The organism is Lysobacter sp. Root690, from assembly GCF_001427785.1.
Classification (GTDB): domain Bacteria; phylum Pseudomonadota; class Gammaproteobacteria; order Xanthomonadales; family Xanthomonadaceae; genus Lysobacter.
The window spans coordinates 422,542-436,303 of sequence record NZ_LMHM01000013.1; the positions used below are offsets into that span (position 1 = coordinate 422,542).

General features: G+C 67.1%; 9 protein-coding genes. 3 read left to right on the forward strand and 6 right to left on the reverse strand.

Features of this window, described 5'->3' with window-relative positions:
- Positions 1-312 precede the first annotated feature (312 nt).
- Together ASD86_RS13850 and ASD86_RS13855 are read right to left on the reverse strand one after the other, a co-directional pair.
- Entirely contained in the window at positions 313-864 is a 552-nt protein-coding gene (locus ASD86_RS13850; protein ID WP_056111413.1) for a phosphatase PAP2 family protein, read from the reverse strand.
- Positions 861-2,048 carry a glycosyltransferase family 1 protein gene (locus ASD86_RS13855; RefSeq protein WP_056111416.1) on the reverse strand — a complete coding sequence of 396 codons (1,188 nt, stop codon included), beginning with the start codon at positions 2,046-2,048 and terminating at the stop codon, positions 861-863. The genes ASD86_RS13850 and ASD86_RS13855 overlap by 4 nt, the downstream gene beginning before the upstream one ends.
- 234 nt (positions 2,049-2,282) lie before the next feature.
- Between ASD86_RS13855 and ASD86_RS13860 the strand changes: the two genes are divergently transcribed.
- Complete coding sequence (locus ASD86_RS13860) at positions 2,283-3,803, forward strand: glucan biosynthesis protein G (protein ID WP_056111419.1); 1,521 nt, start codon at positions 2,283-2,285, stop codon at positions 3,801-3,803.
- Positions 3,800-5,719 carry a glucans biosynthesis glucosyltransferase MdoH gene (gene mdoH / locus ASD86_RS13865; RefSeq protein ID WP_056111422.1) on the forward strand — a complete coding sequence of 640 codons (1,920 nt, stop codon included), beginning with the start codon at positions 3,800-3,802 and terminating at the stop codon, positions 5,717-5,719. Before ASD86_RS13860 ends, mdoH begins: the two co-directional genes overlap by 4 nt.
- Before the next feature lie 98 nt (positions 5,720-5,817).
- Here mdoH and ASD86_RS13870 read toward each other — a convergent pair whose 3' ends face one another.
- On the reverse strand, positions 5,818-6,432 hold the full coding sequence (locus ASD86_RS13870) for a hypothetical protein (RefSeq protein ID WP_056111425.1): 615 nt from the start codon (positions 6,430-6,432) through the stop codon (positions 5,818-5,820).
- Positions 6,433-6,775: 343 nt separating this feature from the next.
- On the opposite strand from ASD86_RS13870, the gene ASD86_RS13875 reads away from it, so the two are divergent.
- Positions 6,776-8,488: an AMP-binding protein gene (locus ASD86_RS13875; RefSeq protein WP_056111427.1), complete on the forward strand. Its 1,713-nt coding sequence runs from the start codon at positions 6,776-6,778 to the stop codon at positions 8,486-8,488.
- Between the two features lie 232 nt (positions 8,489-8,720).
- Here ASD86_RS13875 and ppx read toward each other — a convergent pair whose 3' ends face one another.
- From ppx to phoR, 3 genes are read right to left on the reverse strand one after another with little or no spacing between them, the layout of a single operon-like run.
- On the reverse strand, positions 8,721-10,250 hold the full coding sequence (gene ppx / locus ASD86_RS13880) for an exopolyphosphatase (protein ID WP_056111429.1): 1,530 nt from the start codon (positions 10,248-10,250) through the stop codon (positions 8,721-8,723).
- A 10-nt stretch (positions 10,251-10,260) separates the two neighbouring features.
- Entirely contained in the window at positions 10,261-12,345 is a 2,085-nt protein-coding gene (ppk1, locus tag ASD86_RS13885) for a polyphosphate kinase 1 (protein ID WP_056111433.1), read from the reverse strand.
- Between the two features lie 26 nt (positions 12,346-12,371).
- The gene (gene phoR / locus ASD86_RS13890; RefSeq protein WP_082578338.1) at positions 12,372-13,754 is read right to left on the reverse strand and encodes a phosphate regulon sensor histidine kinase PhoR; all 1,383 of its coding nucleotides are present in this window, start codon (positions 13,752-13,754) and stop codon (positions 12,372-12,374) included.
- Positions 13,755-13,762: the final 8 nt, after the last annotated feature.

The following is a 13,762-nucleotide window of genomic DNA, read 5'->3' on the forward strand; positions in this document are numbered from 1 at the left end:
AAGTGCGGAGCATACGCGGGCATGCGCCACACGAGACATCCTGTCTCGGTGGCGCACGGCGCACATCCATGTNNNNTTGCTAACGCGAGCTACAAGCCTCGCAGCGCTGGAAGGTAGGCGCGACCTCAAGCAAAAGCCGCATGGCCTCCCTGTAGGAGCGGCGTAAGCCGCGACCGCGCCAATCCGACCACGGCGATGCATGCGATGTTTTCGCATTGCCGCGGTCGCGGCTCACGCCGCTCCTACAGCGGCTGCGATGCAGATGCAGGCACCCGGCCAAACCAACGCACGCCGCGCATGCAGCGCAACGTCTCAACCAAACAACGTCACCCCAGGCACCAACCACAACGAAACCCCCGCCAGACTCGACCCGATCACCGTAGCCGCCACCACATCGCTGGGGTAATGCAAACCCAACACCACCCGCGACGCCGCCACGCTGGCGGTGAACGGAATCAACAGCCAGGCGAGCACCGGGTAATGCGCCATCGCCACCAGACTGAAGGCCACCGCGTGCAAGGTGTGGCCGGAGGGGAAGCTGAATTCGTCCAGCGGCGCGACCCAGGCGTGGATGCGTTGATCGGAGGCAAACGGACGCGGGCGGCGGGTCCAGCGCTTGAGCAGTTTGTACAGCGCCAAAGCGATGACCCCGGTCGCGGCCAGGTGCACCGAGGCGCGCAGGCCGTCGTAGCCGTCGACCACGATCAACGCGGCCATCAGCGCGTACCAGAATACCCCGTCGCCCAGGCGGCTGACCGCGGCGAAGTAGGCGCGCGAACTGTTGCGTTCGCCGAGGCGATTGGCGCGCAGGCACCAACCCGATTCGCCGGCGATCAGACGCTTGCGCAAGGGCAACCGGTTCATACGACCTCCTGCTTGGGTTTGGGTTTGTCGCGTTGCGATGCCGGGGTGTTGCGATTGCGCGGATTGCGCTGCGCCAGCGCGTGCAGCAGCGCATCGAAATCGGCCGCGACCTGGGCCGGGCGCAGGCCGCTGATCGCATCGCGGCCTGCGCGGGACATTCCCGCGCGTAGTGCGTCCTGACTGCCGATGCGGACCGCGGCCTGGACGAAACCGGCATCGTCGCCGTCGGCGATTGCCGCGCCGTGCAGGCCGTCGCGCAGATGTTCGCGCGCGGCGCCGTAGTCGAACGCCACGGTCGGCACGCCGCTGGCCATCGCTTCCAGGGTGACGTTGCCGAAGGTTTCGCTGTGGCTCGGAAACAGGAACAGATCGCCGCTGGCGAAATGCTCGGCGAGCACCTCGCCGCGCTGCACGCCGCAGAAGATGAAGTCGGGGTGGTCGCGTTGCAGTTTTTCCCGCGCCGGGCCGTCGCCGACCCAGACGAAACGCGCTTGCGGCCGTTGTTGCTGCAAGGTGCGGAATGCGCGCACGGCGAGGTCGAGATTCTTTTCCGCGGCGATGCGGCCGACATAGATCGCGGCGAAGCCGTCGTCGTCCAGACCCCACTGCCGGCGCAATTGCGCGCTGCGCCGTTGCGGGTCGAACAACTGTGTGTCGACCGCGCGCGGCAGTCGCACCACGTCTTCAAACCCGCGCGAACGCAGGAACTCGGCGAGCTCGCGGGTCGGCACCAAGGTCGCGTCGGCGCCGTTGTGGAAACGGCGCATCCACGCCAGCGCGGTGCCGGCGAGGAACGGCGCGCCGTAATCGCGCATGTATTCGTCGAAACGGGTGTGGAAACCGGTCGCCGCCGGAATGCCCAGGCGCTTGGCCGCGCGCAGCGCCGACCAGCCCAGCGGACCTTCGGTGGCGACATAGATCGCGTCGGGGCGATTGTGCGTCCACGCCGCGCGCAGGCGGCGGGCGCAGGGCAGGCCGAAGCGCAATCCCGGATAGCGCGGCAGCGGCAGGCTGTTGACCAGCAGTTCGTGTGGCTGCGATTGGGCGCCATCGCCGAGCTGGCGCGGGCGGATCAGGCCGACCTCGTGGCCACGCGCGCGTAGACCCTGCTCCAGACCTTGCACGGTCAGGGCCACGCCGTTGATTTCCGGCGGATAGGTCTCGGTGACGATCGCGTAGCGCATGCCGCGGCTCCCGGTTTGGGCAATCCTGGGCGTGGGCCGTGTCGCGCTTGTGGCGTTGGCATGACCGGCCGATGACGTCGCCGGGTAATCGTTTTCTTGTGATCGGTTCGGCGATTCGCCTGCGCGCGGCGGGTTCGCGCGCGATCCGTCAAGCCGGTCGCGCGCTCGGCGTATTCCAGGTTGTTAACAAGCGCATCCCTACAATCGCCGGGTTTATACGATCCGAGGTGGTTCTTGCAGCGACGCGAATTGCTCCAGGCGGGCCTGAGCCTGCCGTTGGCCGCGCTGGCCGGCGGCGGCTGGTTGCCGGCCCTGGCCGCCGCGGGTCCCGCCCAGCGCTTCGACGCCGGCACGGTGCCGGCGCTGGCGCGCGCATTGGCCGCCAAGGCCTACCGACCCGCCGACGCGGACCTGCCCGAGGCGCTGGCGCGGATCAAGTACGACACCTACCGCGATATCCGCTTCGATCCGGCGCAGGCGCTGTGGAAGAAAGATGGCCTGCCGTTTCAGGTGCAGTTCTTCCATCGCGCGTTTTTGTTCAAGCATCGCGTCGACATGCATCTGGTGCACGGCGGCCAGGCCACGCCAGTGGTGTACCGGCCGCAGATGTTCGACTTCGGCAAGGCGCCCAAGCCGGCGCAGGACGATCTGGGCTTCGCCGGCTTCCGCCTGCATGCGCCGATCAATCGCAAGGATTACTTCGACGAAGTCTGCGCGTTCCTCGGCGCGAGTTATTTCCGCGCGGTGGCGAAAGACCTGTTGTACGGATTGTCGGCGCGCGGATTGGCGCTGAACACCGGCGCTGGCGGCGACGAGGAGTTTCCGGTGTTCACAGGCTTCTGGATCGAGCAGCCGGCGGTCGGCGCGAAACAGATCGTCGTGCATGCGCTGATGGACAGCCCCAGCGTGGCCGGCGCCATGCGCTTCGCGATCACGCCCGGCACCCAGACCGTGTTCGACACGCAGCTGCGCCTGTACCCGCGGGTGGCGCTCGATCGCGTCGGCATCGCGCCGCTGACCAGCATGTATCACTTCGACGCCACCGATCGGGTCGGCATCGACGACTTCCGTCCCGCGGTCCACGACTCCGACGGTCTGGCTTTGCACAACGGCGCCGGCGAACAGATCTGGCGGCCGCTGCACAACCCCGGGTCGCTGCAGGAAAGCGCGTTCCAGGACCGCAGCCCGCGCGCGTTCGGACTGATGCAGCGCAAGCGCGCGTTCGCCGATTACGCCGACAGCGAGGCGCATTACGAGCGCCGTCCGAGCCTGTGGGTGGAACCGGTCGGCGATTGGGGCGAGGGCGCGGTGCATCTGATCGAGATCCCGACCAAGGACGAATACCACGACAACATGGTCGCGTTCTGGCGCCCGCGCGCGCCGCTCGCGGCCGGACGCGAGCACCGCTTCGACTACCGCCTGCACTGGTGCACCGAGCACGCCTGGGCGCCGACACTGGCGACGGTGCGCCGTACCCGCATCGGCGCCGGCAACGGCGGCGCGCGCTTGGTGGTGATCGATCTCGACGGCGGACGCCTGCGCGCCCTGGCCGCCGATGCGAAGCCGCGCGCGGTGGTGTGGGCCTCCTCAGGCCAGGTCGTCAACGCGCTCGCGCATGCCAACCCCGGCACCGGCGGCTGGCGGATGTCGTTCGAACTGCAACCCGGGGACGCACGCGTGGTCGAACTGCGCGCCGTGCTGGAAGACGCGCGCGGTCCCCTTTCCGAAACTTGGCTGTATCGTTGGACTGCATGAACGCAACTGTCGCTCCCCCGAAAACAACGCCCGCCGTGGCCTACGAAGCGCTGCCGGCCGAAGCGCCGATGGCGATGCCGGTGCAATCGCTGCGCGTGGGCGAACGCCCCGACCGGCCGCTGCCGAGCGCGCCCAACGCGATGGGATGGCGCCGGCTGTACGTGATCGGCGGCGCCGCGCTGCTGACCCTGACCGCCGGTTATCACATCCTGCGGGTGCTGTACGTCGGCGGGCTGAGCCTGCTCGAAGGCATGCTGCTGGTGCTGTTCGTGCCGCTGTTCGCCTGGATCGCGCTGGCGTTCACCAGTTCGCTGGCCGGGTTCTGCCTGATCCTGTCGCGGCGGCGCTGGCGCTTCGGCCTCAAGCAGGGCGGCGAGTTGCCGATGCTGGGGCTGCGCACGGCCTTATTGATGCCGACCTACAACGAAGACCCCGAGCGGCTGATGGCGGGTCTGCAGGCGATCTACGAATCGGTGGTCGCCACCGGGCAGGTCGATCGCTTCGACTTCTTCATCCTCAGCGACACCACCAAGGAGCCAATCCGCGAGGCCGAAATCCGCGCGTTCCTAGCGCTGCGCGAACGCACCGGCGGGCACGAGCGGATCTTCTACCGCCGGCGCAAGAACAACGACGAACGCAAGGCCGGCAACATCGCCGAATGGGTGCGGCGCTTCGGCGCGGCCTATCCGCAGATGCTGATCCTCGACGCCGACAGCCTGATGACCGGCGAGGTGATCGTGAAGCTGTCCGGCGCGATGGAACGCAACGCCGATGTCGGTTTGATTCAGACCCTGCCGATGATCGTCAACGGCCAGACCCTGTTCGCGCGCATGCAGCAGTTCGCCGGGCGCGTGTACGGGCCGGTGATCGCCTACGGCATCGCCTGGTGGCACGGCGCCGAGAGCAACTACTGGGGCCACAACGCAATCATCCGCACCCAGGCCTTCGCCGATCACGCCGGCTTGCCGGAATTGCGTGGTTACAAGCCGTTCGGCGGCACCGTGCTGAGCCACGATTTCGTCGAAGCCGCGTTCATGCGTCGCGGCGGCTGGGCGTTGCACATGGTGCCGGGGCTGGTCGGCAGTTACGAGGAAGGCCCGCCGTCGCTGACCGACATGCTGGTGCGCGATCGCCGCTGGTGCCAGGGCAATCTGCAGCACGGCGCGGTGGTGTCGGCGAAGGGGCTGCACTGGATCAGCCGCATGCATATGGCGATGGGCATCGGACATTACTTCACCGCGCCGATGTGGGCGATGCTGATGCTGATCGGCCTGGCGATTCCGCTCGACAAGGAAGGCTTCTTCAACTGGGTCAGCATCCGTCTGCCGGGGTTTTCGCCGAGTGCGTACTGGCGCGATCAGGACCCCGACCGGGTGCTGTGGGTGTTCGTCGCGACCATGGCGGTGTTGCTGGCGCCGAAGTTCATGGGCTTCCTGGCGATGCTGACCGATCGCGAGACCCGCCGCGGTTGCGGCGGCGCGATCCGCGCCTTCCTCAGCATGATCTTCGAAACCCTGCTGGCCGCGTTGATGGCGCCGGTGACCATGTACGTGCAGTCGCGCGGCGTGGCCGAGGTGTTGGCCGGCAAGGACTCGGGTTGGGAATCGCAACGCCGCGACGACGGCAGCCTGCCGCTGTCGGGCCTGATCCGCAGCTATGGCGGCCTGAGCCTGCTCGGCGTGCTGATCGGCGGCATGGCCTACGTGGTGTCGCCGCCGCTGGCGGCGTGGATGTCGCCGGTGATCATCGGCCTGCTGCTGTCGATCCCGGTGGTCGCTTTCACCTCCGCGCGCAGCACAGGACTGTGGCTGCGCAAGATCGGGATCTTCCGCATTCCCGAAGAAATCACTCCGCCGCCGGTGCTGGTGCGGGCGAAGCAATTGCGCGCCGAGGCGGCGCAGCGCGGGGCGTCGTGATCGGTTTGGGTTGAGTCGCGGCGTGATCGCAACGACGCCGCGAGGTCAAAACAAAAGCCCGCCTTTCGGCGGGCTTTTTCGTACTCAGGATCGGCGCATCACTTGCTGCGAGGCAACGCGCTCAACTGCGCCGGAGTCGGGATGCCGTCCCAGGCCATCACCGCCTTTTCGGTCGCCTCGCCGTTCGCAGTCAGCCATGCGCCGAAATCGTTGGCGGCGTTCTCGCCGTAGACGCGATGAGCATAGATGGCGATGGTGCCGGTGTCGTCGATCAGCTTGATCCGCGCGAACACGGTCTCGACGAACCCCTTGCCCGGCAGCACCGCCACGATCAGGTGCTCGGCGGGGCTCTGCGGTGTGCGCGGCTTGGAGTCGGTCCTGATGATCTTGCCGGCCTGCTTGTAGCGGGCGAGCACGGCTTCGGCCAGTCCAGCCAGTTGTTCGCCATCGCGCGCGCTGGCGTTGGTCACCACGGTGATCATGTCCTGCCACTTGCTCAGGTCTTCCTGGCCGGCGGGGGTGAACTCGGCCTGGGTGCTGTCGGACCAGCGATGCAGGTAGCGCGCGCCGTTGAAGTTCAGGCTCGCGGCCGATTGGGTTTGCGTGGCGGCGGGCGCGCTGGTCGCGGGCTGCTTGGCCTGCGTCGGCATCGACAGGGCGATCGGGACGATCAGGCACAGCGCGAGGCGCGAAAGAGAGGGGATCATCGACATGCGGGGTTCCTGCCTTGGAATGAGTACGGATGGCATGCGGCGATCCATTGCGGCGGTTTCGAACGCGGCCGCCGAGGCCGTCATGCCCGTGCAATCAAAGAGCAATTATGCGCGGAAAGCAATTGCGCGCCGCGCTCGAACGCGGGCCGCGTTGGGTCCCGCGCCATCGCGGGATCGACGTTTTCGCGTATCCGCACGCGGCCATCGCAGCGTCGTGGCCGATGCGGGCGATGTCGCCGCGGATCCAAGCGTTGCGCCGGTTGTGGAAGGCAATCACGGATTGAGGTGGCGGCCGCCGAGGTCATGGCCAAACGCAGGCGCGGCCTGCGGATATGCTTGGGCCATGAACGCCGCCCACGCCGCCCCGGACCCCGCACTGAGCCACGTCGTCGGCGCCACCGCGCCGCCGCTGTTGCAAGAAACCATCGGCGCGATGCTGTCGCGCATCGCCGCGACCTGGCCCGAGCGCGAGGCCTTGGTGGTGCCGCCGCAAGGCGTGCGCCTGAACTGGCGGGACTTCGATGCGGCGGTCGATCGTCTCGCCGCGGGTCTGCTCAAACTCGGCCTCGCCCCCGGTGACCGCATCGGCGTGTGGTCGCTCAACCGCGCCGAATGGGTGCTGCTGCAATTCGCGAGCGCGCGCGTCGGCCTGATCCTGGTCAACATCAATCCGGCGTATCGCACCCACGAGCTGGAATACGCTTTGAATCTGGTCGCCTGCCGGGCGCTGGCGATCGTGCCTTCGTTCAAGACCTCGCACTATCTGGAAATGCTGCGCGAACTGGCGCCGGAACTGGACCAGCATCCGCCCGGGTTGTTGCGCGCGCGGCGTTTACCCGATCTGCGCCACGTGCTGGCGATGGGGCTGGGCAAGCCACCCGCGGGCACGCATGCGTTCGATGCGATCGCCGCCTGCGACGACAACAACGCGCATGCGCAGCTGAAAGAAATCGCCGCGCAGTTGTCGCCGGACGATGCGGTCAATATCCAGTTCACCTCCGGCACCACCGGCGCGCCGAAGGGCGCGACCCTGACCCATCGCAACATCGTCAACAACGGGTTCTTCGTCGGCGAGGCGATGCGCCTGAGCGAGCGCGACCGGCTGTGCATCCCGGTGCCGTTCTATCACTGCTTCGGCATGGTCCTGGGCAATATGGCCTGCGTCACCCACGGCGCGTGCATGGTGATTCCGGGCGAGGGCTTCGATCCGCTGGTCACGCTGCGGACCGTCGCCGATGAGCGTTGCACCGGCCTGCATGGCGTGCCGACGATGTTCATCGGCGAACTGGAGCATCCGCGTTTCGGCGAGTTCGATCTGTCGAGTCTGCGCACCGGGATCATGGCCGGTTCGAATTGCCCGATCGAGGTGATGAAGCAGGTGGTCGATCGCATGCACATGCAGCAGGTCACCATCGCCTATGGCATGACCGAGACCAGCCCGGTCAGTTTCCAGACCGTGCCCGAGGACCCGCTGGCGCGGCGCGTGGACTCGGTCGGGCGCGTGCATCCGCACGTGGAAGTGCGCATCGTCGACGAAGACGGCAACACCGTGCCGCGCGGCGAGATCGGCGAACTGCTGACGCGCGGGTATTCGGTGATGCAGGGCTATTGGGGCGATCCGCAGCGCACCGCCGAGGCGATCGACAGCGAAGGTTGGATGCATACCGGCGATCAGGCCGTCATCGACGCGGACGGCTATGCCCACATCGTCGGGCGCTTGAAGGACATGCTGATCCGCGGCGGCGAGAACGTTTATCCGCGCGAGATCGAAGAATTCCTGTACGCACATCCGGCGATCGCCGACGTGCAGGTGTTCGGCGTGCCCGACGCGAAATTCGGCGAGGAAGTCTGCGCGTGGATCCGCATCGCCGAGGGCGCGACCTTGGACGCCGACGCGGTGCGCGCGTTCTGCCAGGGCCGCATCGCCCAGTACAAGATCCCGCGCTACATCGAATTCGTCGACAGCCTGCCGATGACGATTAGCGGCAAGCCGCAGAAATTCGTGATGCGCGAGCAGATGATCGAGCGGCTTGCGGCGGCTCAAGACAGCGGTTGAGCGTCACGCATGCGCGACGCTCACAGATTCGAAATCTCGATTTCAGTCCACTTCAGTGGTCAGTCCCGCGGACGCGGGCTCCGCTTTGCTTCGGCGCAGCCGAATATCCGCCCATTTTCGTAAGGGTGAGGCAAAGTCCCTGGATTCCCGCGTTCGCGGGAATGACGTTCTGGTTGAGGCGTTGACAGCGGACACCCCGGATACAGGGTGAGGGTAGGGTTTCGCTTGAAACTCAGGCCGCAAGCAACTTCAATGCAATCCCCAGCCCCGCCATATCCTGCGGCTCGCCTTCCAGATCGGCGCGGATCAACGGCCGCGATTCCAGCCAGCGCTTGGACACGGTCAAGGTCAGCGTATTGCCGTCGGCGTGCGCGTCGAGCTGTGGGATCGGGTCGGACTCGTGGGCGCGATGCAGCAGCACCGCCAGACGCAGCAGGGCCGAACTGCGCCGCACCGCGGCGAGCAGGCGGTCGGGCAGGGCGTCGAAGGCGTTCTTGGGAATGCCGCGGCGATGGGTGCGGACCAACGCGGCGAGGAACTGCTGCTGCTGGCGCGAGAAGCCGGAAATGTCGGAGTTCTCAAGCACGTACGAGCTGTGCACGTGGTACTGGCTGTGCGCGATCACCAGGCCCAGTTCGTGCAGGCGGGTCGCGCGTTGCAGCATCAGGCGGTCGTCGGCGTCGAGGTGCCAGCTCTTGGCGACCTGATCGAACAACCGCAGCATGGTCGCCTCGACCCGCGCGGACTGCTGTTCGTCGATGCCGTAACGCTTGACCAGCGCGACCACCGCGGCATCGCGCGGGTCGTCCGCGCCGCCGCGGCCGAGCATGTCGTACAGCACGCCCTCGCGCATCGCCGCTTTGCTGATCGCCATGCGCTGCAGGCCGAGCACGTTGAACGCGGCTTCGAGAATGAGGATGCCGCCGGCGATCACCGGACGGCGGTCGGCGGACAGGCCGGGCAGGTCGATGGCTTCGATCCGGTCGGCCTGTAACAGGCGGTCGCGCAACTGCGGCAGGGCTTCGGCGGTGACCGCGCCCTTGGTCAGCTTCATCGCCGCGCAGATTTCGCCGATGGCCTTGTTGGTGCCCGACGAGCCCAACGCTTCCTGCCAGCCGAGCGCGCGGTAAGTGCCGGCGAATTGCTGGAACTCGGCCGAGACTTCAGTCAGCGCGTCGCGCCATTTCTTTTTCGACAGCTTGCCGTTCTCGAAGAACCGGCGGGTGGTGGCGATGCAGCCGACCTGCAGGCTCTCGCGCTCGATCGCCTCGAAGCCGCTGCCGACGATGCATTCGGTCGAACCGCCGCCGATGTCGATCACCAGCCGGCGTTCGCCCGGCTTGGACGGTTGGGCGTGGGCGATGCCCAGGTAGATCAGTCGCGCTTCCTCGCGGCCGGATACGACTTCGATGGCATGGCCCAGCGCCGATTCGGCCGGCATCAGGAACGCCTGCGGCGCGGCCAGCCGGCGCACGGTGTTGGTCGCGATCGCGCGCACCCGCTGCGGCGGCACGTCGCGGATGCGCTGGCCGAAGCGCGACAGGCAGTCGAGCGCGCGCTGGCGCACTTCTGGCGCCAGTCCGCCTTTGCGATCCAGGCCCTCGGCCAGGCGCACGGTCTCGCGCAGACGGTCGACCGTGCGCAGCTGCCCGAGCACATACCGCGCGACCACCATATGGAAACTGTTCGATCCCAGGTCGATCGCGGCGAGCAGGTCGCCGTCCTGGAGCGGCAGGCGGGTGGTCGGGAAAAGGTTGTTCATGCGCGGAATTTTATCCGCAGATCTTGGCTAGCAGGGTCGATTGGGCCGAATGCGGCATTTCGCCGTCGCGCGGCAGCACCCGCGAGTAGTGGCCGTCAGCCTGCAATTCCCAGGCGTTGAGGTTGTCGGCGAGGTAATTGGCCAGGGCTTCATCGTAGACGCGGGCGCGCAAATCGGTGTCGAGAATCGGAAAACCGGTCTCGACCCGGCGCAGCAGGTTGCGTTCCAGCCAGTCGGCGCTGGAGCAGAACAGGTCCGGCGCGCCGTCGTTGGCGAACCAATAGACGCGGTGATGCTCGAGGAAGCGGCCGACGATCGAACGCACCCGGATGTTGTCGGAAATGCCTTCCACGCCCGGACGCAGGGTGCAGGCGCCGCGCACGATCAGGTCGATCTGCACGCCGGCCTGCGAGGCCTGGTACAGCGCGCGGATCACCTGCGGCTCGTTCAAGGCGTTCATCTTGGCGACGATGCGCGCGGGCTTGCCGGCGCGTGCGTGCTTGGTTTCGCGATCGATGCGCTTGAGCACCCCGGCATGCAGGGTGAACGGCGATTGCAGCAGGCACTTGAGCTTGAGCGACGGCGCCAGCCCGGACAGCTGCTGGAAGATCATGTGCACGTCGTTGCCGATGTCCGGATCGGCGGTGATCAGGCCGAAGTCGGTGTAGGCGCGCGCGGTGCCGCTGTGGTAATTGCCGGTGCCCAGGTGGACGTAACGCTTGAGCTTGCGGCCTTCGCGGCGGACGATCAGCAGCATCTTGGCGTGGGTCTTGTAGCCGACCACGCCGTACACGACCTGCACGCCGGCTTCCTGCAATCGATCGGCGAGGCCCAGATTGGCTTCCTCGTCGAAGCGCGCGCGCAGCTCGACCACCACGGTCACGTCCTTGCCGTTGCGCGCGGCCTGGACCAGTTGTTCGACGATCGGCGAATCCTTGCCGGCGCGATACAGGGTCTGCTTGATCGCGAGCACGTTCGGGTCTTCGGCGGACTGACGGATCAGCTCCAGCACCGGCGCGAACGAGTCGAAGGGGTGGTGCAGCAGCACGTCGCCGTCGGCGACGGTGTCGAACAGGGTGTCGACGCCGGGCAGCACGCGCTGCTGGTACGGCGGGAATTTCAGTTCCGGGCGTTGCACCAGATCGTAGACCTGGATCACGCGGTTGAGATTGACCGGCCCGTTGATGCGATAGACCGCGTTCTCGGGCAGATCGAAATTCTCCAGCAAGGTGCGCACGATCGGCTTGGGGCATTGCTCGGCGATTTCCAGCCGCACCGCGCGCAGATAGCCGCGGCCGATCAACTCGTCGCGCAAGGCCAGGGCGATGTTGTCGACCTCTTCCTCGTCGACCAGCAATTCCGAATTGCGGGTGACGCGGAACTGATACGCGCCCTTGACCTCCATGCCCGGAAACAATTCATCGACGAACGCCGACAGCACCGAGGACAGGAATACGAAATCGTGTTTGCCGCCGGAGACGTTCTCCGGCATCTGGATGATCCGCGGCAACGAACGTGGCGCGCGCACGATGGCGAGGTTGCCGGCGCGGCCGAACGCGTCCTTGCCCTTGAGCACGACGACGATGTTGAGCGATTTGTTGAGGATCTTCGGGAACGGATGCGCGGGATCCAGACCGAGCGGCGACAGCACCGGCATGATTTCGTCGCGAAAATACGCGCGCAGCCAGCGGGTCTGGCGCGCGTTCCAGGAGTTGCGGCCGAGCACGCGCACGCCCGATTCCTGCAGCGCCGGACGCAGCACATCGTTCCAGCATTCGTACTGGGCCTTGACCAGTTCGGCGGCGCGGTCGTGGATGCGCGACAGCACGGTCTGCGGCGCGAGTCCGTCCGGGCCCGGCGCGAGGCCGAGGTCCTGGGCGTGGCGCAGGGTGCCGGCGCGGATCTCGAAGAATTCGTCGAGGTTGGTGCAGGAGATGCACAGGTACTTCAGGCGCTCCAGTAACGGCACCTGCGCATCCTGGGCCTGGGCCAGCACGCGGAAGTTGAAGTCCAGTTGCGACAGCTCGCGATTGAAGTACAGGGCGCTGTCGCGCAGCGGATCGGTGTCGAGCGAGGTGTCCGTCATCGCGTTCATGGCGCTGGCACTGGTTCCCTGAGGCTTTAAATATCGGAAGGGTGGGCGGGATAGGCAAGGTGGTCGGCGGGCGTGTCGGCATACGCCTCGCCGTAGGCGTCGCGGCGGCGGATGCGGTCGACCCCGAAATGGCAGGCGAAGGTGCTGCCGCGGCCAACTTCGCTGGCGATTTCCAGGCGCGCCTGATGCAGATGCAGCACGTGCTTGACGATCGACAGGCCCAGGCCGGTGCCGCCGCTTTCGCGCGAACGGCTGGTCGAGACACGATAGAAGCGTTCGGTGATGCGCGGCAGGTGCGCGGCCGGAATGCCGTAGCCGCTGTCGACCACCTCCAGCACCACGCCGCGCGCGATGCCGGCGCTCTCGGGGCGGAAGCGGATGCGGATGCTGCCGCCGGCCGGGGTGTAGCGGATCGCGTTGCCGACGAGGTTGGAGAACGCGCTGTGCAGTTCCTTGTTCGATCCGAACAAGTCGACGCCGGCCAGATCGTCCATGGCGATTTCGTGGCGGCCCTGGCTCAGCGCATTGGCTTCGCGCTTGAGCGTGGACAGCATCGAGGCCATCGACACGGTGTCCTCGGCCGGCAGGTTGTCCTGCGATTCCAGCCGAGACAGAGTCAGCAGGTCTTCGACCAACTGGGTCATGCGCTGCGACTGGCGCTGCATTTCGGCCAGCATCGGTGCCCAATCGGGATGTTCCTCCGGATCGAGCATGTCGAGATAGCCGTGCACCACGGTCAGCGGCGTGCGCAGTTCGTGCGAGACGTTGGCGACGAAGTCGCGGCGCATCTGTTCGAGTTGCAGCAGGCGGCTGACGTCGCGCGCGACCAGCAGCCACAGGTTTTCCGAATACGGGATCAGGCGCAGGCTCAGGGTGATCGCCGGGTTCCACGGCGAGGCGGCTTCCAGCGGTTCGGCGTTACGGCCCGAGGCCAGCCAATGCGACAACTGCAAGGGTTGCAGGCGATTGACCACCGGCGCGCCGATGTCGCGCGGGTAGCGCAGGCCCATCAGCCCGGTCGCGGCTTCGTTGAACCACTGGATGCGCTGGCTGTTGCGTTCGACCACCACGATCGCGTCGGGCATCGCCGCGGCTGCGGCGCGGTAGGCGCGCAGCATTTCGATCAGGCGGCGCTTGCGGCCGCGCATTTCCGCCTGGCTGCGGTGCAGCAGGCGGTCGAGTTCGTTCCAGATGCCTTCGCCGAGCGGCGGGGTCAGGCGCTGGCGCGCGGTCAGGCGGATCAGCACCCGCCGCAGCCGCCAGTAATGCCACGCGACCACGCCGAGCGCGGCGGCGGTGACGATGGGCCAGGGGTAACCGACCAGGATCCCGAGCACGGCCGCGCCGACCAGGATCAGCGCCAGCTGACCGAGGGTGCGGAACCAGGCGGAGCGTGCGCGCGGCGGCATACCTCCAG

Coding starts and splice junctions, on each gene's coding strand:
- ASD86_RS13850 (WP_056111413.1), bottom strand. CDS start 864: ATGAACCGGTTGCCCTTGCGCAAGCGTCTGATCGCCGGCGAATCGGGT.
- ASD86_RS13855 (WP_056111416.1), bottom strand. CDS start 2,048: ATGCGCTACGCGATCGTCACCGAGACCTATCCGCCGGAAATCAACGGC.
- mdoH (WP_056111422.1), top strand. CDS start 3,800: ATGAACGCAACTGTCGCTCCCCCGAAAACAACGCCCGCCGTGGCCTAC.
- ASD86_RS13870 (WP_056111425.1), bottom strand. CDS start 6,432: ATGTCGATGATCCCCTCTCTTTCGCGCCTCGCGCTGTGCCTGATCGTC.
- ASD86_RS13875 (WP_056111427.1), top strand. CDS start 6,776: ATGAACGCCGCCCACGCCGCCCCGGACCCCGCACTGAGCCACGTCGTC.
- ppx (WP_056111429.1), bottom strand. CDS start 10,250: ATGAACAACCTTTTCCCGACCACCCGCCTGCCGCTCCAGGACGGCGAC.
- ppk1 (WP_056111433.1), bottom strand. CDS start 12,345: ATGAACGCGATGACGGACACCTCGCTCGACACCGATCCGCTGCGCGAC.
- phoR (WP_082578338.1), bottom strand. CDS start 13,754: ATGCCGCCGCGCGCACGCTCCGCCTGGTTCCGCACCCTCGGTCAGCTG.